This is a genomic window from Spirosoma arcticum (genome assembly GCF_054779955.1).
The window spans coordinates 338,640-360,063 of the sequence record NZ_BAAGXG010000008.1; the positions used below are offsets into that span (position 1 = coordinate 338,640).

A 21,424-nucleotide genomic window follows, 5' to 3' on the forward strand; every position below is an offset into this window, starting at 1 on the left:
TCATCCCACCAGCCCACCGCTTTAGCGTTAGGAACCGTTGAGAACCCTTAAAAAGCCTATAATCTCCCTAACCCCATGAGAAAACCGTTCCTCTACCTCTGCCTGCTGCTCATCTGGAGCAATACGGCATTTGCCCAACCCGTTGAGCGATTCGTTAAAATCGTCGTCACGCCCGACCACGACGATTGGCTCTACAAGATTGGCGAACCGGTAAAATTCGTCGTCTCGATATACCGCAATAATGTCTTACTGAAAGGGGCCAAACTCCGGTACGAGATTGGGCCGGAAAAGATGGAGCCGACCAAAAAGGAAGCTGTCACGTTAAAAGATGGTACACTGGCCGTTGATGCCGGTACGATGCGCACAACGGGTTTTCTGCGCTGTATCGCCACCGTTGAGGTGGATGGTAAAGAGTACCGGGGTCTGACAACGGTCGCGTTCGATCCGCTGAGCATTAAACCCACCGTCGAAAATCCCGCCGACTTCCGCGCGTTCTGGGACAAAGCCAAAGCCGACTTAGCTGCCGTGCCGATGGATGCCCGGATGACGCTCCTGCCCGAACGCTGCACCGAACGGACGAACGTGTATCACCTTAACCTGCAAAACATCAACAACTCCCGGTTTTATGGCATTCTGTGCGTACCCAAAAAAGAAGGAAAATACCCGGCTATTCTGCGGGTACCGGGCGCGGGCGTTCGGCCGTATGGCGGGATGATAGCCGACGCTGATAAGGGATTTATTACGCTCGAAGTGGGAATTCATGGCGTGCCGGTCACGATGGACCCCAGCGTATATGCCGACCTCAGCCGGGGACCGCTCAATGGGTATCAGGCGGCTAATCTGGACGACCGCGACCGGTATTATTACAAGCGTGTGTATTTGGGCTGCGTCCGGGCGGTTGATTTTTTGGCCGCCATGCCGCAGTTCGACGGGCAGAATCTGGCCGTGACGGGTGGGAGTCAGGGTGGGGCTTTGTCTATTATTACGGCTGGTTTAGATTCCCGAATCAAATGGGTAGGAGCCTATTACCCGGCGTTGGCCGACGTAACGGGTTACCTCAAGGGCCGCGCCGGGGGCTGGCCGCACTTGTTCACTGGCGACAATTTGGCGTTCAACAACAAACCCGACCGCATCAAAACAACGGGCTATTACGACGTGGTCAACTTTGCGCGATTAGTCAACATACCGGGCTATTATTCGTGGGGCTACAACGACGAAACCTGCCCGCCCACGTCCATGTACGCGGCTTACAACGTTATTCCCGGCCCTAAAATGCTGGATATCGGGTTCCTCGATACCGGCCACTGGACGTATGCCGAACAAACCGAAAAAATGACCAACTGGCTACTGGCGCAACTGAAAGGGGAGAAGTAGTTAACGTGAGTACGGGATTAATCTGGCTGCGGAGCGACAGTCGGCCGCGTAGCGGTTGAATATTTGTAGGTAATGGGAGACGCGTGTGCGCTCAGCGTGCTGTAGGTACGCAACTTCACGCCGTTGTTCCACCGGGATCTGCCATTTCGGCGGGTCCGGCTGCGTCGGGCCGGATGTCGTCGAGACTGGGGTCTTCGTCGGTGGCGGGGTCTTCCTGAATCTGGCTCTGAATCCGAAACGCCAGAACCGCCAGTGCCGTCAGCGACAGCGCGAACCAATAAAAACGTAACCGTACGTCGGAGGTTTGCTGCGCAACTAAGCCGTTAAGCACCCCACCCAGCAGCGCCACCGTCAGCGAATCGACGGCCGCCGTTGCGTACAGTAACCACACCAATTGCCCGACATTCGCGTACACGACGTGCAGCCCCGCCCCGATGATGGCCATGCTGATGACGATCTTCTTTTTATCAACTTTGTCGAGGAAATACTTGAAGAAGACGAAGTTGGTTAGCGCACTGGTAGCCCCGAAGAAAACGAAGAAGTGCGAAATCTGGGTCGAATTAAAGCGCAACGGTCCGGTGCTGACGTAGGCGTAGTAGCCCTGCGCCAGCGTGAACAGCAGCGTTAGAATCACTAACCAGCGCAGGCCCGGCCGAGCCAGCCTGGTCACTCTCGGTCAGTTTAATCCACAGGCGCTTCACGTTCAGCGACCAAACCAATATTCTTTACGATGTCATCTTTTGGCGATAAGTCGGTAACCGCCGAGCGGGCGGTGGCAAACATGCCGTTGGTGAGACCGTCGCCAAAACGGTTGGCGAAGAGGAAGCCCGCCCGCACCGGCAGCGCATTGGCGAGCAACGTTCCAATGGTTGACGTGATGATCAGGGGCCGACGCCCGAGCGAGTCGGAGAGCTTACCAATCAACGGAGACGACACCAACTGCACCCCCAGAAATAGCGCCGTACCCAGCGACAGCCACACCTGCGGCTGACTTAGCTTGCTGACAAACTGCGGCAGCACCGGCCCAATCGCTGATCCTAACACTACGTCGATCAGCACAATTCCGTACACCAATAGCAGTCGGCGATCCATTTGGCGGTAGTTGAGAGCAAACTACTATGTCGATCAAATTACTGACTGTACGAAAATTTGTTCGCCGACGCTATTAACTCTACTTTATTACCCGCGCTTGTCTGGGTTATTTACGAATCCTTACTGCTTTGGAAATTAACGTTTTATGGAGCGAATGCAGGGCTAATATAGATTTATGACGAGTTTTTTGTCTTTGTATTCGACCCAGAAATTTGCATAACATTCCCTTAAACAAGCAGTTGAGGGGTAATCTATAATAGTTATAGAGTAATATAGCAAACAATTAATCTACCCAACTGCATGACTGCTTTTTTACGCACCCGGTATCTGTGGTGCCTGCTCTGTACGTGTCAGGTACTCTGTCTCAGTCCCGCGCGGGCACAAACCGCGCCCGCTGCCACCCCATCGATTCCCGGAACCGATGCTATTCCCATCACCGGCAAAGTAACGACAACCACCGGTGAGAGCCTGCCCGGTGTCACGATTCTCCAGAAGGGTAGCCAGCGGGGCGCTACCACCGATGTCGACGGTAACTTCACCTTCAGCGTTCCCGACCAAAGGAGCACGATCACCGTCAGTTTCGTCGGGTTCGTTACGCAGGAGATCCCGGTCGGCAATCAAACCTCTTTCTCTATTCAACTCAAAGAAGATGCGCAGGCGCTCAGCGAAGTGGTGGTCGTGGGCTACGGCACCCAGAAACGCTCGACGCTGACCGGCGCGGTGGCCGAAATATCGGGCCGCGACCTTGTCCAAAGTCCGCAGCCCAACCTCGCCAATTCGCTCGCGGGCCGCACCCCCGGCCTGATTGCCCTCAACCGCTCCGGCGAACCCGGCCGCGACGGGTCCCAGTTCTTTATCCGGGGCCGCAGCACCCTCGGCGACCCCAATCCGCTCATCGTCATCGACGGCGTAGCCAACCGGCTCGGCGGCCTGGACCGGCTCGATCCCAACGAAATTGAAAGCGTGTCGATTCTCAAAGATGCGTCGGCGTCTATCTACGGGGCGCAGGCGGCCAATGGGGTGATTTTGGTGACAACCCGGCGGGGTAAGAAAGGTAAGCCCCAAGTCACCTACAACTTCAACCAGGGGTTTTCGACGCCCACACGGCTGCCCCAGATGGCCGATGCGCCAACCTACGCGCAGATTCTCAACGAAATTCAGTACTACACCAACCCAACGGGCGGACTAAACCAACGCTACACGGCTGAGGAAATTGAGAAGTTTCGCAATGGCTCCGACCCGATCAGCTACCCCAATACGAACTGGCTCAAAACGGTGTTGCGGTCGGCGGCACCCCAGCACCGGCACACCCTCGGCGTCAGTGGTGGCAGTGACGACGTGCGGTATTTAGTCTCGCTCGGTAATCTGTTTCAGGACGGCATCTATCAAAACGGCACCGCCAAATACAATCAGTACAGCCTGCGGGCCAATATCGACGCCAATGTGGGCAAAAACCTGACCATTGGGGCCGATCTGAACGGGCGTCAGGAAGACCGTAACTACCCGCTCGATTCAGCGGGGCGAATTTTCCGCTACGCCTTGCGGGCCTACCCAACGCTGCCCGCCGTGTACCCGAATGGGTTACCCGGCTCCGGCACCGATCAGGGCCGCAACCCGGTGTTGCAGGTGACCGACGCCCTCGGCTACCAGCGCGACCGCCGGACGTACCTCAACGCGACCATCCGGCTGCGCGAAAACCTGCCGTTCGTGAATGGTCTTTCCGTCGACGGCTTCGTAGCTTTGGATAAAGTGTACCAGTTCAACAAGCAGTGGTCGGTGCCCTGGACAACGTACAACTACAACGGGGCGACCGGCCAATACGACCCGCAGGTGAATTCGCCAAGCGTGCCGGGTTTATTGCAGGGTCAGACCAACCTTACGCAGATTACGCTCAACGCCCGGCTCAACTACGACCGCGCCTTCGGGCCGCACCGGCTGGCGGGGTTCGTGGCCTATGAGCAAAGTACCTACAAAAGCGACGTGTTCAGCGCTTACCGCAGCAGCTTCGTCAGTACGCAGATACCCGAATTCTTTGCGGGCACCGAAAGCGACCGCGTAACGGGCCAGCCGTTTGCGTCGGCGCGGCAGAACTACTTCGGACGGGTGCAGTACAACTACAACGACCGCTATTTAGCCGAGTTTCAGGCCCGCTACGATGGGTCGCAAAACTTTGCCCAAGAGCGCCGGTTCGGGTTTTTTCCAGCGTTTCTTGTCGGCTGGCGCATTTCCGACGAATCGTGGTTTAAGGGGTCGGCAACCAGCTTTATCAATAGTCTGAAGTTCCGGGCATCGTACGGGCTGCTGGGCAACGACCGCATTCCGCAGTACCAGTACTTAGCCGCCTTTGGCTTCGATCCGGGGTATATTTTCGGCGATACACCCGTGCGGCAGCCGGGTCTGACTGCGTCGGGTGAACCCAACCGGAACGTGACGTGGGAAAAAGCCCGCACCACCAACGTTGCGCTGGACGCCAACCTGTTCGACGGTAAACTGAGCGTGACGTTCGATTATTTTCACACGCTCCGTAACGACATTCTGATTCGCCGGAACGTGTCGGTGCCGGACTATACGGGCCTGGTGCTGCCCAACGAAAACCTCGGCAGCCTGACCAATCGCGGATTCGATTTTCAGATTACGCACAACAACACGCTCTGGTCGGGGTCGCGAAATCCCATCAACCTGTCGGTGGGTACTAACTTTACGTTTGCCCGCAACAGCGTAAAATTCCTGGACGAGATACCCGGTTTGCCCGATTACCAGCGGCAGACCGGCCAGTCGATCAGCGACCCCACCTATGGCGGTTTGCTGTATAATAGTCTCGGAATATTTAAAACACAGACCGACGTAGACGCGTACCCGCACGTGCTGGGAGCCGGACCGGGCGACATTAAGCTCGAAGATGTAAACGGTGACGGGGCCATCGACGCTAACGACCGCATCCGGCCGCGCTACGACAACATCCCCGAAATTGTGTATGGCGTACCCATCAACCTGACCTGGCGCGGGCTGGACCTCAATATATTGGTGCAGGGGCAGGCGCACGTCTCGCAGTATCTGTTGTTGGAATCAGGGTCGACGGGCAATTTTTTCGCGCAGGACGCGGCCAACCGCTGGCGACCCGACAACCCGAACGGTTCATTTCCGCGCGTGGCCAGCGAAATGCTCAATAGTATCAACGGAGTGTATCAGAATACATACTGGCTCAGGAACGCGGCTTTCACGCGGCTCAAGAACGTGCAGTTGGGCTATAACTTGCCCAAAACACTGTTGGAAAGGGTCAAGATTCAATCGTTACAGGTCTACATCAGCGGTTTTAACCTGCTGACGTTCGACAAGCTCAAAACCATAGACCCCGAAGGCGGCTCCGCCCAGGGCTGGTTCTATCCCCAACAGAAATTGTACAACATTGGCCTTAGCGCCCGATTCTGATCTCTCCATGAAATCGTTTATATACACAATTCTCACCCTCACCCTCGCCCTGCTGAGCGCGGCCGGGTGCAGCCACGAGCTGTTAGATAAAGCACCCGTTGACCGAATCACGTCCGATGTGGTCTGGTCGGATGCGAACTTAGTGCAAACGTACGTCAACTCGAAATACCGCGATCTGGGCTTCGGTTTCAACTGGAATGGCGATGAACTAATGTGGGCGTCGGCGTCGGACGAGTCGATGTTCAGCCATGATTACGGCATGTGGGCTATCAACAAGGGCGAAATCACCCCCAGCAACCTCGCTGTTCTGAGCAGTCAGCCCGGTCAGTACAACGGCAACATGAACCCGTGGGGCAAAAATTACCGCTACATCCGCGACGCCAACGTGTTTTTCGACCGCATTGGGGCTGTGCCGATGGATTCGGCCCAACGGCGGCAACTGACGGGCGAAATGACGTTTCTGCGGACATTCCGGTACTTCGATCTGGTGCGTAACTACGGTGGTGTACCCCTGCTTACCAAAACGTTTGCGCTCGGCGATGACTTTGGAACCGTTCAGCGGGCCACCCTCGCCGAAAGCATCAACTTCGTGGTGAGCGAAGCCGACAAAGCAGCCGCCCTGCTGCCGCTCACCTACGGCAGCGCCGACATTGGCCGGGCGACTAAAGGTGCCGCGCTGGCGCTGAAGGCGCGGATGCTGCTATACGCGGCCTCGCCCTTGTATGCCGGTATGAACGACGCTACGCGTTGGCAGGCTGCGGCCGATGCCGCCAAAGCTGTAGTAGACCTCGGCTTATATAAACTGTATCCCAACTACCAGCAGTTGTTCCTGACGGCCAACAACGCCGAAATCATTTTCAACCGCATTGAAACGCAGCAGGGCGATAGTTACCTGAACTTAGAGCGGTGGAATGGCCCCAACGGATACGGCGGCTGGGGTGGCAACCTGCCCACGCAGAACTTGGTGGACGCTTACGAAACGATGGATGGCCAATCCATTACGGAGGCTACTTCAGGGTATGACCCGCAGAATCCGTACGTCAACCGGGACCCGCGTTTCTACGCGACGGTGCTCTTCAACGGCGCACCCTACCGGGGCCGCATGGTTCAGGTTTTCCAGCCGGGCGGTTTGGACGGTCCCGACGGGCCGGAAGCCTTCAACACCACGCTGACGGGTTATTACCTGCGTAAATTCATCACGGAAAGTCGGGGGCTGGGCGACGCCAACGGCTCACCCGCCCCGTGGATTTACTTCCGGCTGGGAGAATTGCTGCTCAACTATGCCGAAGCGCAGAACGAAGCCACCGGACCCGATGCCAGTGTGTATGACGCCGTCAATCAACTCCGTGCCCGCGTGTCAATGCCCGCCCTGCCTACGGGCTTGACCCAGGCGCAAATGCGGGAGCGAATCCGGCGCGAACGGCAGGTCGAACTGGCCTACGAAGAGCACCGGTATTACGATGTGCGTCGGTGGCGAATTGCCAGCGCGACCGAGAACCTGCCGGTACGGGGCGTTACCGTGACCAAAGATGCAGCCGGAACGCTGCGTTATAATTACCAGACTGTGCAGGAACGCCGGTTTGGCGATCGTAATTATTTCCTGCCCATTCCGCTCAAGGAAACCCAGGCTAACCCGAACTTGCAGCAGAATCCGGGGTTTTAGGTTGCCGTGAATTAGGATTTCTCACCGATTTACGCTGATTTAAGGCGCAGGTCCTCGCCGATTTCACTCAATTTCTGCGAGGACCTGCGCCTTAAATCAGCGTAAATCGGTGAGAAATCCTAACGTAATCAGCTTTATAGTGTTTGGTAAAACGGGCCGAAAAGTCAATTTTACGCAACCAACTGGGCTGTTTTTGCGTAGAGAGGACATGAACCTGTTTGTTAATATCGCCCTCAACGACGCCCACAAAACCGCGCTTCGGCAGCAACTCCCGCCAGAGATCGTAACCGTATTTCGGCGGGAATTGCCCGAACCGGAGCAGCGGGCCGCGTGTCAATCTGCCCATATCATTCTGGGTAATCCGCCCCTGACCTGGTTCAGTGAACCGCTGCCCAACCTGAAGTTCTGGCAACTCGATTCGGCGGGTTTCGATGGCTACAAGGCTATTCAGACAACGGCACAGGTGGCTAACATGGGCGATTATTATGCCTGGCCCTGCGCTGAAACGATGGTGGCGGGGTTACTGGCGCTTTATCGGCGTATTCCCGAACTGACTTTGCTCCAAAACCAACAGCAGTGGGTGGGTGCACCACTCCGCGCCCGGACGGGTTTGCTGCGCCATAAACGCGTGGTCATCCTTGGCACCGGCACCATCGGGCAGGCGGTGCGGCAAATGCTAACCGGCTTTGAGTGCAACGTGACCATGCTCGCCCGCACCGATCCGCAGGCGGAGTTGCACTCGGCCGATGAACTCAAAGCCGTATTACCCCAAACCGACATCGTTGTCAATTGCCTGCCCGGTACGGCAGCGGGCTTCTTCTCGGCCGATCTGATCGCGGCCATGCAACCCGGCAGCGTTTACGCCAACGTGGGGCGGGGCACCACCACCGACGAACCGGCTCTGATCGCGGCCCTTCAGTCGGGTGGGCTTGGCGGGGCCGTCTTAGACGTAACCGCGACCGAACCGCTGCCCGCAGACAGCCCGCTCTGGACGCTGCCGAACGTCCTACTCACCCAGCACACGGGGGGCGGACAGCCCGACGAAGACGCCGGAAAAGCAGCGCAGTTTCTCAAGAATCTGGACTTATTTATGGCGGGCAAGCCGCTTGAAAATGCGGTGGTGCTGGGGCGGGGGTATTGAGTGAGCGGGTTTGGTTAGAAACCAGTTGGGCTTTTTTGGGATCCCGTTTTATTCCGCCAACTGCACAAAAACGGCCAAATCAGCACTTGATTCGCCTTTTTTTTGTATCTTTAAGGAGCCGATTTGTACCGCGTACGGATGGCTGGCCCGCCTGTTTTTTTACTGAAATAGTTCCACAGCAATTCATGATGAACGACGAGAATGGGGAACCGATGGACGACGATCTCCAGCCATCTTCAGCCGACGGAACGGCCGACGATACGGAGCCAATCGACGCCACCCAACCCGATGAACTACCGATTGATACCGTTACCGAAGTTCTGCACGACCAGACCGTTGTGTCGGGTTTATATGAAACGTACTTCCTCGATTACGCATCCTACGTTATCCTCGAACGGGCCGTGCCCGCCGTTGAAGATGGTCTGAAGCCCGTTCAGCGCCGGATTCTGCACGCCCTGCGCGAGATGGACGATGGCCGGTTCAACAAAGTGGCTAATGTCATTGGCCAGACCATGCAGTTTCACCCCCACGGCGATGCGTCCATTGGCGAAGCGCTCGTAAACATTGGGCAGAAAGAACTGCTGTTCGACACGCAGGGCAGTTGGGGCGATGTTCGTACGGGCGATGGGGCTGCTGCGCCCCGATACATTGAAGTACGACTCTCCAAGTTTGCCCAGGATGCCGTATATAACGACAAGACCACCGAGTGGCAACTGTCGTACGACGGCCGCAAGCGGGAACCCGTCACGCTGCCCGTTAAGTTTCCGCTGCTGCTGGCGCAGGGCGTCGAAGGTATTGCCGTGGGTCTATCGACCAAGATTCTGCCTCACAACTTCAACGAACTGATCGACGCGTCGATCAATATTCTGAAGGATAAACCGGTGTCGCTCTTTCCCGATTTTCAGACGGGGGGCCACATCGACGTCAGCAATTACAACGACGGTCACCGGGGTGGCAAAGTACGGGTGCGGGCCAAAATCGAAGAGGTCGACAAGAAAACGCTCGCCATTCGCGACGTGCCGTTTGGAATAACGACTCCGCAACTGATCGACTCCATCGTGAAAGCGGCTGAACTGGGCAAAATCCGTATCAAAGCACCGAGCCGGAACGTAGCCGCCGTAGTCGACAATACCGCTAAAGATGTTGAGATCTTAGTGCATTTGCAGCCGGGTGTCTCCCCCGACGTGACCATCGACGCGCTCTACGCGTTTACAGACTGCGAGGTGAGCATTTCGCCCAACGCCTGCGTCATTATTGGCGACAAGCCGCACTTTGTCAGCGTCAGCGATATTCTGCGCGTCAACACGCATCAGACGGTGCATCTGTTGCAACGTGAACTCGAAATCAAGCGGAGCGAATTGATGGAGCGGCTGTTATACAGTTCGCTCGAAAAGATTTTTATTGAGAACCGGATTTACCGCAAGATCGAAGAGTGCGAGACGTTTGAGGCCGTCATTGCCACCATCGACAAGGCACTGAAACCGCATCGTAAACTGTTTTACCGCGAAATCACGGAAGACGACATCATCCGCCTGACCGAGATCAAGATCAAGCGAATCTCGAAGTACGACGGCTTCAAGGCCGAGGAATTAATGCGTCGGTTAGAGCAGGAACTGTCCGAAACCGAGGACAACTTAGCCAACATCACCCGCTTCGCTATTGCGTACTATAAAGACCTGCAAAAGAAGTACGGCAAGGGGCGGGAGCGCAAAACCGAAATCCGGGCGTTCAACACCATTGCCGCCAGCGTAGTAGCGGCTGCCAACCAGAAACTGTACGTGGACCGCGAAAGTGGTTTTATTGGCTATGGGCTGAAGAAAGATGAATATGTGAGCGACTGCTCCGATATCGACGATATCATCGTGTTCCGGCGCGACGGTACCTGCGTGGTCACGAAGGTGCAGGAGAAAGTATTTGTCGGCAAGGATATTGTACACGTTTCGGTGTTCAAGAAAGCCGATGAGCGCAAAATATATAATATGGTGTACTTAGACGGGAAGTCGGGCATTTCGATGGCCAAACGGTTCCCCGTTACGGGCGTCACCCGCGACCGCGAGTATGACCTGACGATGGGCAACCCGAAGTCGAAACTGACTTATTTCAGCGCCAATGACAATGGGGAAGCCGAAGTGATCACGATCAATCTGACGGCGCAAAGTTCGGCCAAAATCAAGCAGTTCGATTTTGATTTTGCGTCGGTGGCGATCAAAGGGCGGTCGGCGCAGGGCAACATCCTGACGAAGTACCCGGTCCGGAAAATTACCCAGAAGTCGGGCGGTGTTTCGACATTGGGCGGGGTCGACATCTGGTACGACGACCACCTGGGGCGGCTTAACCGGGACGAGCGGGGAAAACTGCTGGGTAACTTCGATGCAAAAGACAGCATCTTAGTCGTTTATAAGGATGGACAGTATGAACTAACCGGGTTTGATCTGACCAACCGCTTTGAACCGAACGACGTGGCTATTCTGATGAAGTTTGATCCCGAGACGGTTCTGTCGGCAGTGTATTACGAAGCGAATCAGAAGGCGTGGTATGTGAAGCGATTTAAGGTCGAGACTACCTCGCTCGACAAGAAGTTCAGCTTCATCGGCGACGGAAAAGGGTCGAAGTCGCTGGCCGTTACCGCCGACCGCCATCCGCGTATTGAGGTCGTGCATCAGGCGAAAGATCGGGGACCTTTCGAAAAGATGGTGCTGGAACCAGAAGGATTTATTGACGTGCGTGGCTGGAAAGCGTTGGGCAGCAAATTGCCATTTGCAAAAGTAAAAGAGGTTAAATTACTAACGCCCAAAGTTGTGCCCGCCGGTTCAGTTCGTGAGACCGTGGTTGCATCATTTGTGGACGAACCGGTCGGCCTGGAGGCTACCGATGCCGACGCAACGGAGTCTGTGCAATTAGGCTTGTTTTCCTGAATGGTTCAACGCCCGAAAGTACAGGTGTTTGCGTGATGGAGTGTTTATCGTGTTTGACTGACTATTGCAAACATGATAAACACCCCGGCATGAACGACTCAATTAGTAGGCCTATCGGCAGAACGTCTTTTTAAGAGCACACATTGTGTATACGCGGGATTGTAAATGAATACAACATTGGCCACTGACTACAGCGACGATATGCCCCGCGAAGCGGTCAGGGTACGCGTGGTCAAGTGGACCATCAAAATCACCATTGTGGTTGTATTCACCGGAGCAATGCTGGTGCTGGCGTGTAACTGGTGGGTTGTGCGGACCACAGAGGCACAGATTTATTTCGACGTTCGCCAACTGCCCGCTAACGACGTTGGATTAGTGCTGGGAACGAGCAAGTTTGTCCGTACGGGGAAGGAAAACTTGTTTTTTCGGTATCGTATGGAAGCCACGGCCCGGCTTTGGAAAGAAGGAAAAATTAAATACCTGATTCTGAGCGGTAATAACGACTCGGAGTATTACAATGAACCTGCCGATATGCAGCGGGCGCTGGTTAAGTTGGGTGTACCGGCGTCGGTAATGACCCTTGACTACGCCGGTTACCGCACATTCGACTCGGTGGTGCGCTGTAAGGATGTGTTCAATCAGGAGAAGATCACGATTATCTCCCAGAATTTTCATAACGCCCGTGCGCTCTACATCGGTAACCACGAAGGAGTCGAAGCGGTTGCGTTTGCTGCTCAGGACGTGCCCGACGGCTACTCGTTTCGTACGCTCATCCGCGAATACCTTGCCCGGCCTTACGCATTGCTCGACGTGTATTTGTTTCGGCCTGAGCCTGAAAAAGGGAATTGGCAGCGATAATGATCTCGCCTAAAAATAGTGTTTAGGTAAATTAATTCAATTTTTATATTTGTAATATATGACTAATAGTATACTTGTTGTAATATAAATACTTTATATTACAACAAAAGGTATTCTACTGCGTTTCGTTTATTAGATTTACTACCGGAATGAACGCAATGATTGTAAAAATTTTTTACCTCACATGTACGGCCGCTCTACTGTGGGTAGCAACGGCCTGTCAGAGCGACAAGGAAACGGCTCAGACACCCGCGCCTGTTGCCTCGTCGGTTTACAAAGAAGGTGGCTCTGTTGTGGCTGTTCCTTCAGTGCGAAATGGGGCGCGGGCTGCAGCAGCTACTTCAATCCAGCAACAGGAAGTGCTGACCTTTATCAATCAGGCCCGTTCGCAGCCGTGTCAGTGTGGAACGGCAACCTACCCAGCCGTACCAGCGCTGGTGCTCGATGCGCAACTCAACGCAGCATCTGACAAATACGCCATCGACATGGCAACGTATAATCGGTTTAGTCATACGGGCCGCGACGGATCTCAACCTTGGGACCGCATGACCCGCGAGGGCTACATTTGGCGGGCAGCCGGCGAAAACATAGCGGCTGGCTATTCGACGACCCGCGCTGTAGTGGATGGCTGGCTGCGGTCGCCGGGGCACTGCAAAAACATTATGAGTCCTAATTTCAAGGATGTAGGTGTGGGTTATGGGTACTCCGCCAGCAGTACTTATGGTCACTACTGGGTTACGGACTTCGGCGCGAAGCGTTAATCTTCCCGCGTATAAATTTAATTAACGGGTCAGATGCTTATCTGCTCGCTAAACCGGACGACACGACGGTTTAGCGAGCAGATAAGCATCTGACCCGTTCTGTATTCTAATAATATTGGGGGTATTGTAATCTATTGATTTAGTGGCGATAAACTACGACAGACGTTGCTGGCTGTAGAGTCGGCGAATTTTATCACGGGTCCGCTTCAAACGCATCTTTACAGCGCTGTCGTTCAGCGAAAGTTGCTGAGCTATGGTCCTGATGTCGAGACCTTCTTCGTATTTCAGTAGCAACATACGTGTTTCTTCGGGTGTGATCGCATTCATCACCAGGGCCAACTGTTGAAGTTGCCCATCGATCACATCATGCTCACCTGATTCGGTCAATGTATGCTCATGTTGATCGGTGAGCGAGACGGTAACGTTTCGATTCGCCGAGCGCAGTTGATCCATGCAGTAATTGTAGGAGATGGAATAGAGCCAGGTTGAGAAAGCGGAATGCTCCTTGAATTTGCCCAAATTACCATATACCCGCAAAAAAATATCGTGGGTATAATCTTCCGCCCGGAATGCGTCTTTGGTTAGCGACAGGCATCGGTTATAAACCTTATTTACGTATCGATCATACAAGACTTCGAAGTAATTATTTTGTTGCGTATTTAAATACATTTTAATTAATTCTTCGTCATTCAACTGATGGTGCGTAGACATAATTCAGTCCCTCGTTTATGTTTGAGTTAGCTATTAAAGACTTATTACATTAACTGAAATTCGTTATTAACAAGGTTTTTGTTTACTTATTATGATTTATGTAGATAAATCACGCCATTCATTTTACACTTAAAATAATTTATTTAACACGTTATAAATCAGAACGTTGCAATTTATCTTTCGCTTGCTGGTTACAATTTGTGAATATCGGAACGGATTCAATTCTTCTATTGAGTATTTATTATTCGGTATATGTGCTCTTATATTCATGCGATAATAAGCAAATTATGTACGTTGATGTAGTAGGTTAATGACACTCGAAATTATAAATTGGAAATTAGATGTTGACGGATTGCGTCTTAATTAAATTAACTACAGATGCGGTTTGTATTGATAAAAAATGATGGTTGATGGTCGTCCATTCTGTCCCCTTCATGTATGTGCTCATAAACGAGCCGACGCTTTGTAATGTCTTCAAATAGCACACGATCACGCGCAATTGCGCTTATTTTTCGGAACCGATCAATATTGACTTACATTTGCTGAAAATTCCTGGTCCTGCCACCGAGTCAATCGATGAAGTGCAATAAGTCCTCAAAAGCAGCCATGTTGTCACCTGTATTCGTGTTATGTGGCAACGGCGTACCGTGACCGGTTGCCTGCGATAGTAACGAACTGCTGTTGAAACGAGGGGTAGGGTTCAAACGCAAACACAGCGCCTGTACACTATAAAATTGGTTTACTGTCTGTTGACGTCAGGTAGGAACGGACAGTAAACGAACAAAGATTATGGTTCCGAACGACGAACTTATCCGTATTATTGATCTGCTTAATACAACCTACGAGAGCGAAGAAGCCTGGCACGGACCGTCTGTGGTTGAAGCCCTGCGGGGCGTAACACCCGATATGGCTGGTCGGCGGACGACGCCCAATACCCACACCATTGCCGAGCTGATTTTTCATATGACGAGCTGGCGCATTTTCTGCGTCAAAAAAATGCAGGGCGACGTCGACTTTGATATTACAACCCCTGCGAAAGACTTCGGAGCATTACCCGACAAAATCGACGATTTTGAGTGGGAAGCCCTCGAAATTGAGTTAAGCCTGAGTCAGGAGGAACTCATCAATGAACTCGATAAACGCGACGACGATGAGTTTCTGGAAGACATCGTACCCGGCCGGGATTATACGTACTATGATATGCTTCATGGCATTATCAACCATGATATGTACCACACGGGCCAGATCATGATCCTAAAGAAAGCACTGTCGTTTAAAACGGCCGGTTCGCGTTTTGCCGACTCCGACGAAGATGAATACGGCTCACCTTTCGGCGGCAATCAGGAACAGGACGATTATTATTGAGTTGGTCAGTCAGGTAGTCGATGAGTTAATCAGTGCTGACGCCAGTTTTACGGACCGCCTAATTTACTCACTACCTGATTGACTGACCAATTCATAGACTCACCAACTATCTTTGAACTACTGGCTCGTCAAATCCGAACCCGATACATACGGGTGGCACGAGTTCACCCGGCAGGGTCGCGCCGTGTGGGACGGTGTCCGTAACTACCAGGCCCGTAATAACCTGAATGCCATGCGCACGGGCGATCAGGTATTGTTTTACCACAGTGTAATCAATCCGGCGGTTGTTGGATTGGCCAAGGTCGTTCGGGAAGCGTATCCCGACCCAACGGTAGCCGTTGAACTCAGCACAACGCCAACGCGGTGGGTAGCCGTGGAACTGGAGCCGGTGATGTTGCTCGAAAAGCCGGTTTTACTACGCCGGATTAAGACTGAGCCGCTCTTGGCCAACATTGCCCTCATCCGGCAGTCCCGCCTGTCGGTGATGTCAATTCGGCCCGATGAGTTCGAGCTTATTCTCCAAATGGGAACCACTATAAATGGATAATGAGTAATGAACAATGTGCGATGGCTCTGCCTATGTATTGTTCATTACTCATTATCCATTATCCATTGATGATATTAATCACCCCCGCGCCCTGGTCCGATTATGAACTGATCGATTCGGGCGGATTTCAGAAGCTCGAACGCTTCGGCGAGTTTATATTGACCCGGCCCGAACCGCAGGCTATCTGGAACAAGTCACTGTCCGACGACGAGTGGACGCAACGCACTCACGCCCGGTTTCAGCGCGACCGGCAGTCGCCTGAGCGGGGAGACTGGCAAACCACGCCTGACATGCGCGACCCGTGGTACGTATCGTTTCGGCAGGAGGGGCTTAAACTTACCTTCAAACTCGCACTGACATCGTTCAAACACGTGGGTCTGTTTCCCGAACAGGCCGATAACTGGACGTATATATATGATAAAGTGAAAAAAATGACCGCCCCCGGTCATTTACCGACTCAACCAAAGGTGCTTAACCTGTTTGCCTACACGGGTGGTGCTTCTCTGGCCGCCCGGCAGGCCGGTGCCCAGGTTACGCACGTCGATGCGGTGAAGCCCGTTATTAGCTGGGCGCGGGAAAACATGGATCATAGTGAATTGGACAACATCCGCTGGGTGGTCGAAGACGCCACAAAGTTCGTTCGGCGGGAGGTGCGCCGGGGCAACCGCTACAATGGTATCATCCTCGACCCGCCCGCCTACGGTCGCGGCCCCGATGGTGAAAAGTGGGTGCTCGAAGAGCACCTCAGCGACCTGCTCAGGTCCTGCGCTGATCTGCTCGACGGCGATGATTTCTTTTTTATCATTAATTTGTATTCGCTTGGATTCTCCGCGCTCATTCTCGAAAACCTAATTGAGCAAATATTCGGCGCGGTGCCAAATGCTGAATGGGGCGAGTTGTTCATGAGCGACAATCGGCAAAAACGGTTGCCGCTGGGGGTCTTTTACCGGTTCGCGTCCGTACCTTTGTAAGGTTATGAAAGAGCAAAAGAGCGAAAGAGTGAATCGGATCGCCGAAGCGGAGCGAAAGAACAAGGAAGCGAAACGTAGCCGGTCCTGCTCATTCACTCATTCACGCATTCACTTATTTACTCTTTCACTCATTCTTTTCGCCTGCGGCAACGACAACCGGCAGACGGCCCGCATCCCGGACTATCCAAAGCCGGGCGACAGCAGCCGGACGGCGGGGGCACTGCGTGCGCTGACGCGGTCCATCAATGAGTCGGCTCCGGCATCGGCTTATGCCAAGCGGGCCGCAATTTTACTGAGAATGGGACGAGTAAGCGACGCGCTGACCGATATTGACGAAGCCATCAGCCGAAACGATAATGCCGGTTCATATTACCTCACCCGCGCCCAGATTCTACGCGCGTTGCAACGGCCCGACAAGGCGCTCGTGAATGCACAACGCGCCGAGATTTTGGGTGTCGACACCCCCGAGTTGTACACCTTGCAGGGTGATTTACTCCAGCAGCAAAATCAGTTCGACAAGGCCCGGCTTTACGTGGCCCGTGCCCTTCAAATGGCCCCTTACGACGGCGAAGCGTATTTTTTTAATGGATTAATGGCCGCCAAGCAGGGCGACACGGCTGAGGCACTGGCGCTGTATCAGCAATCGCTTCGATTGAAGCCGCGTTACTTGGAGACGTATAATCAATTGGCGTCGATCTATCGGACAGCGGGTGATGCCGCTTCGGCACTGGCTTATAACGGGCAGGCGTTGCGGTACTTTCCGGCCAACGCCCGGCTCAACTACGGCCGGGGCCTTATTTATCACACGACCGGGCAGATTGACAGCGCCATGACGTATTACCAGCAGGCGGTGACCGTTCAGCCTACGTACTATCAGGCTTACTTTCAGATGGGGCTGATTAATCAAAAGTACCGAAACTATTACACGGCCTTAAGCAACTATGAGCGAGTGCAGCAACTTCGGCCCCAGTTTCCGCGCATCGACACGTACCTCGGCTATTGCCACGAGCAGATGGGACAATATGACCTGGCGATTGCTGCCTACACTAAAGCCGTCCAACAGAGCCCGGCCGACCGGCAGGCTGCCGCCGGATTGTGGCGGTCCGACCGGCGACGATACGCGAAAAACCCGTATAACTCCTTATTTTTGCCGGATGCTCCAGCCGAGCCATTGACCTCAACGCGAAGCCGGTCCGTACTCGACACCACCCGTGTCAGGATTTCAACGATCCAGCCTAAAGCGCGGGTGCTCACCGGCGAAAGCGACTCGCTCCGGCGAGCCGTCAGGCCGATTGGACAGAATTAGTATGTAATGAATAATGTACAATGCATAATGCCACCCGTTTCACTACTCATTTTGCATTATTCATTAAAACAAGTGACGTACAGTTGTAGGTGCGTTGCGGGTACCCATAGTTTAACCAAGTACAATCAATGATTGCGCAGGACGAACAAATCCGCGTGACGCTGCCCGATGGCAGCGTTCGGCAGTATCCCAAAGGAAGCACCGGGTTGGATGTTGCCACCCAAATTAGTGAAGGCCTGGCTCGCAACGTGCTGGCCGCCAAAGTAAACGGCATCGTTCAGGATGCCACGCGGCCTATTGATACGGACGCTAATGTGCAGCTACTGACCTGGAACGATACCGAGGGTAAAGCAACGTTCTGGCACTCGTCGGCGCATTTGCTGGCCGAAGCGCTGGAGAGCTTGTATCCGGGCGTCAAATTCGGAATCGGACCGGCGGTAGAAACTGGTTTTTACTACGACGTGGACCTCAATGGACAGCCGTTTTCCCAGGAAGACTTTAAGAAAGTGGAGGACAAGATGCTCGAACTGGCCCGCCGGAAAGAGCAGTACGTCCGCACGCCCATGTCCAAAGCCGACGCTGTTGCGTATTTCGAGGAGAAGGGGGATCCCTACAAACTCGACCTGCTCGAAGGTCTCGAAGACGGCACTATTACGTTTTATAGCCAGGGCGATTTTACGGATTTGTGCCGGGGACCACATATTCCCAACACCAGCTTTATCAAGGCGGTAAAGATCATGAATGTGGCTGGTGCCTACTGGCGGGGTAATGAAAAGAATAAGCAACTAACCCGGATTTACGGCGTTACGTATCCCAAGCAAAAGGAACTTGATGATTACCTGTTTCTGCTTGAAGAAGCCAAAAAGCGCGATCACCGGAAGCTGGGTAAAGAACTCGACCTGTTCACGTTTTCGGAGAAAGTAGGAGCGGGGTTACCCTTGTGGTTGCCGAAGGGCGCTATCCTGCGCGAGCGGCTGGAAAACTTTCTCCGTAAGGCGCAGGTGCGGGCGGGCTACCTGCCGGTCGTGACGCCCCACATCGGCAGCAAGCAACTCTACGTAACATCGGGACACTGGGAGAAATACGGCAAAGATTCATTCCAGCCCATCCACACGCCCGATGAAGATGAGGAGTTCATGCTCAAGCCAATGAACTGCCCGCACCACTGCGAGATCTATAAATCACGGCCCCGCTCGTACCGCGACTTACCCCTGCGGCTGGCGGAGTTCGGGACCGTGTACCGGTATGAGCAGTCGGGCGAATTGCACGGGCTGACACGGGTGCGCGGCTTCACCGTGGATGATGCCCACATGTTTTGCCGACCGGATCAGGTGAAGGAAGAGTTTCTGAAAGTGATTGATCTGGTGCTGTACGTATTTAAAACGTTCGACTTTACCGATTACACGGCCCAGATTTCGCTGCGTGATCCTGAAAACAAGACCAAATACATTGGATCAGATGACTTGTGGGAGAAAGCCGAATCAGCCATTATTGAGGCAGCCGCCGAGAAGGGGCTGCGGACAGTGACCGAGTTGGGCGAAGCGGCTTTTTACGGCCCTAAGCTGGATTTTATGGTGCGCGACGCCCTCGGCCGTAAGTGGCAGTTGGGAACGATTCAGGTGGATTATAATCTGCCAGACCGGTTTGAACTCGAATACATCGGGGCTGACAATCAAAAACACCGGCCGGTGATGATTCACCGCGCCCCGTTTGGGTCGATGGAGCGGTTCATCGCCATTCTGATTGAGCAGACGGCTGGTAACTTTCCGCTTTGGCTCTCGCCCGATCAGATCGCCGTGCTGCCCATCTCAGAAAAATACGAAGACTACGCCAACGCCCTGTTTCTCCGGCTACAGGAGCAGGACATCCGGGGTTTTGTTGACTTGCGCGATGAAAAAATTGGGCGCAAAATTCGTGATGCCGAAATTGCGAAAGTACCGTATATGCTGATCGTTGGTGAGAAAGAAGTTGCCGAAGGCAAGCTGTCGGTTCGTCGCAAAGGCGGTGCCGCGACCGGACAGGGTGATCTGGGTATGATGCCCGTTGATGACTTTATTCGATCGTTTCACGAGGAGGTAAGATTATAAGTTTTTGAGTGTGTAGGTATTTTGGTGTTTTGGCAAACTTATGCACCCGAACACTTACACACTCAAAAACTAAACTCTGGTTGCTTCCAATCCCTATTTTCGATACATTCCCGAACTTTTTACCAACCGGCACGTTATCCAAGCGACTTTATAAAAGTCGGATATCAACATCCGTTACCCTAAACACATTATATGGCATTACCCCAGCGCAGACCACCCCGTCGCGTGGTTGAAGAACCTTACAAAGTCAATGAGCGCATCCTGGCCCGCGAAGTGCGGGTGGTTGGTGAAAATGTAGAGCAGGGAATCTACGAGACAAATCAGGCGCAGGCAATGGCCAAAGCCCAGAACCTCGACCTCGTTGAAGTGTCACCCAACGCCGTTCCGCCCGTTTGCCGGATTGTGGACTACTCTAAGTTCAAGTACGAGCAAAAGAAAAAGCAGAAAGAAATAAAAGCCAACGCCACCAAAGTTGTCATCAAAGAGATTCGGTTTGGTCCCAATACCGATGATCATGACTTTGAGTTTAAGCTCAAACACGCCATTAACTTTCTGAAAGAGGGCGCTAAGGTGAAAGCGTACGTGCAGTTTGTGGGGCGGGCAATTGTCTTTAAAGATCGCGGATTTCAACTCCTCGACCGTTTCTCCAAAGGGTTAGAAGATTACGGCAAAATAGAAGCTGAACCGAAGCTCGAGGGCAAGCGCATGAGCATGTTCCTGGCCCCGAAGGTGGTGACGCCCAAAAAATAGATTTAATAGAAAGCCGGATAATGAATGCCGGACGTTGAGCTTCCATAACGTCGCTTCACGTCTGGCATTCATTATCCGGCTTCTTTTTGTATCTTTGCGGCCTGTTTACTATTTTCTCCACAGGTAACGGTTTATCACAATGCCAAAAGTAAAAACCAATTCGGCTGCCAAGAAGCGTTTCAAGCTGACCGGTACCGGAAAAATCAAGCGGAAGCACGCCTTCCACAGTCATATTCTGACGAAAAAAACGACCAAGCAGAAGCGCAATTTAGTGCATGACACGCTGGTTAGTGGCCCCGATGAGACACGCATCAAAGCGTTACTGAACATCTAAGCCCAAAGAAAGACGCAGTTGCGTCTGGTTTCACGTTTCACCCGATGTCCGGCTGTTGAAGAGAATGAGTAATGAAGAATGTAAAATGAAGAATGTCAGACATAGAGTCATTAAACATTA

At 53.4% G+C, this 21,424-nt stretch carries 17 protein-coding genes; 14 read left to right on the plus strand and 3 right to left on the minus strand.

The window, feature by feature from the left end; all coding sequences use genetic code 11:
• Nucleotides 1-75: 75 nt before the first annotated feature.
• Nucleotides 76-1,374, plus strand: coding sequence for an acetylxylan esterase (locus ACYVHB_RS19895; RefSeq protein ID WP_461053528.1), 1,299 nt, complete (start codon nt 76-78; stop codon nt 1,372-1,374).
• A 115-nt stretch (nt 1,375-1,489) separates the two neighbouring features.
• Here the strand turns inward: ACYVHB_RS19895 and ACYVHB_RS19900 are convergent, their stop codons facing one another.
• A complete protein-coding gene (locus ACYVHB_RS19900) occupies nt 1,490-2,044 on the minus strand; it encodes a hypothetical protein (RefSeq protein WP_461053529.1) in 555 nt (184 codons plus the stop codon).
• 11 nt (nt 2,045-2,055) lie between these two features.
• Nucleotides 2,056-2,466 carry an MFS transporter gene (locus tag ACYVHB_RS19905; protein ID WP_461053530.1) on the minus strand — a complete coding sequence of 137 codons (411 nt, stop codon included), beginning with the start codon at nt 2,464-2,466 and terminating at the stop codon, nt 2,056-2,058.
• Between the two features lie 300 nt (nt 2,467-2,766).
• On the opposite strand from ACYVHB_RS19905, the gene ACYVHB_RS19910 reads away from it, so the two are divergent.
• The 6 genes from ACYVHB_RS19910 (at nt 2,767) to ACYVHB_RS19935 (ending at nt 13,233) form a co-directional block, all read left to right on the plus strand.
• On the plus strand, nt 2,767-5,895 hold the full coding sequence (locus tag ACYVHB_RS19910; RefSeq protein WP_461053531.1) for a SusC/RagA family TonB-linked outer membrane protein: 3,129 nt from the start codon (nt 2,767-2,769) through the stop codon (nt 5,893-5,895).
• 7 nt (nt 5,896-5,902) lie between these two features.
• On the plus strand, nt 5,903-7,558 hold the full coding sequence (locus ACYVHB_RS19915) for a RagB/SusD family nutrient uptake outer membrane protein (RefSeq protein ID WP_461053532.1): 1,656 nt from the start codon (nt 5,903-5,905) through the stop codon (nt 7,556-7,558).
• Between the two features lie 208 nt (nt 7,559-7,766).
• Nucleotides 7,767-8,699 carry a D-2-hydroxyacid dehydrogenase gene (locus ACYVHB_RS19920; protein WP_461053533.1) on the plus strand — a complete coding sequence of 311 codons (933 nt, stop codon included), beginning with the start codon at nt 7,767-7,769 and terminating at the stop codon, nt 8,697-8,699.
• Nucleotides 8,700-8,884: 185 nt separating this feature from the next.
• The gene (locus ACYVHB_RS19925; RefSeq protein WP_461053534.1) at nt 8,885-11,614 is read left to right on the plus strand and encodes a DNA gyrase/topoisomerase IV subunit A; all 2,730 of its coding nucleotides are present in this window, start codon (nt 8,885-8,887) and stop codon (nt 11,612-11,614) included.
• A gap of 165 nt (nt 11,615-11,779) precedes the next feature.
• Nucleotides 11,780-12,472, plus strand: a complete 693-nt coding sequence (locus ACYVHB_RS19930) for a SanA/YdcF family protein (protein ID WP_461053535.1) — start codon at nt 11,780-11,782, stop codon at nt 12,470-12,472.
• A gap of 158 nt (nt 12,473-12,630) precedes the next feature.
• A complete protein-coding gene (locus tag ACYVHB_RS19935; RefSeq protein WP_461053536.1) occupies nt 12,631-13,233 on the plus strand; it encodes a CAP domain-containing protein in 603 nt (200 codons plus the stop codon).
• 153 nt (nt 13,234-13,386) lie between these two features.
• Here the strand turns inward: ACYVHB_RS19935 and ACYVHB_RS19940 are convergent, their stop codons facing one another.
• The gene (locus ACYVHB_RS19940) at nt 13,387-13,944 is read right to left on the minus strand and encodes an RNA polymerase sigma factor (RefSeq protein ID WP_461053537.1); all 558 of its coding nucleotides are present in this window, start codon (nt 13,942-13,944) and stop codon (nt 13,387-13,389) included.
• A gap of 789 nt (nt 13,945-14,733) precedes the next feature.
• Between ACYVHB_RS19940 and ACYVHB_RS19945 the strand changes: the two genes are divergently transcribed.
• The 7 genes from ACYVHB_RS19945 to rpmI all read left to right on the plus strand — a co-directional run bounded on the left by ACYVHB_RS19945 (nt 14,734) and on the right by rpmI (nt 21,304).
• On the plus strand, nt 14,734-15,309 hold the full coding sequence (locus tag ACYVHB_RS19945; RefSeq protein WP_461053538.1) for a DinB family protein: 576 nt from the start codon (nt 14,734-14,736) through the stop codon (nt 15,307-15,309).
• Between the two features lie 112 nt (nt 15,310-15,421).
• Complete coding sequence (locus ACYVHB_RS19950; protein WP_461053539.1) at nt 15,422-15,856, plus strand: EVE domain-containing protein; 435 nt, start codon at nt 15,422-15,424, stop codon at nt 15,854-15,856.
• A 68-nt stretch (nt 15,857-15,924) separates the two neighbouring features.
• A complete protein-coding gene (locus ACYVHB_RS19955) occupies nt 15,925-16,827 on the plus strand; it encodes a class I SAM-dependent methyltransferase (protein WP_461053540.1) in 903 nt (300 codons plus the stop codon).
• A 4-nt stretch (nt 16,828-16,831) separates the two neighbouring features.
• Complete coding sequence (locus ACYVHB_RS19960) at nt 16,832-18,133, plus strand: tetratricopeptide repeat protein (RefSeq protein ID WP_461053541.1); 1,302 nt, start codon at nt 16,832-16,834, stop codon at nt 18,131-18,133.
• Nucleotides 18,134-18,261: 128 nt separating this feature from the next.
• Complete coding sequence (gene thrS / locus ACYVHB_RS19965) at nt 18,262-20,220, plus strand: threonine--tRNA ligase (RefSeq protein ID WP_461053542.1); 1,959 nt, start codon at nt 18,262-18,264, stop codon at nt 20,218-20,220.
• A gap of 192 nt (nt 20,221-20,412) precedes the next feature.
• Nucleotides 20,413-20,970, plus strand: coding sequence for a translation initiation factor IF-3 (gene infC / locus ACYVHB_RS19970; protein ID WP_461053543.1), 558 nt, complete (start codon nt 20,413-20,415; stop codon nt 20,968-20,970).
• A 139-nt stretch (nt 20,971-21,109) separates the two neighbouring features.
• Nucleotides 21,110-21,304, plus strand: a complete 195-nt coding sequence (rpmI, locus tag ACYVHB_RS19975; protein ID WP_461053544.1) for a 50S ribosomal protein L35 — start codon at nt 21,110-21,112, stop codon at nt 21,302-21,304.
• Nucleotides 21,305-21,424: the final 120 nt, after the last annotated feature.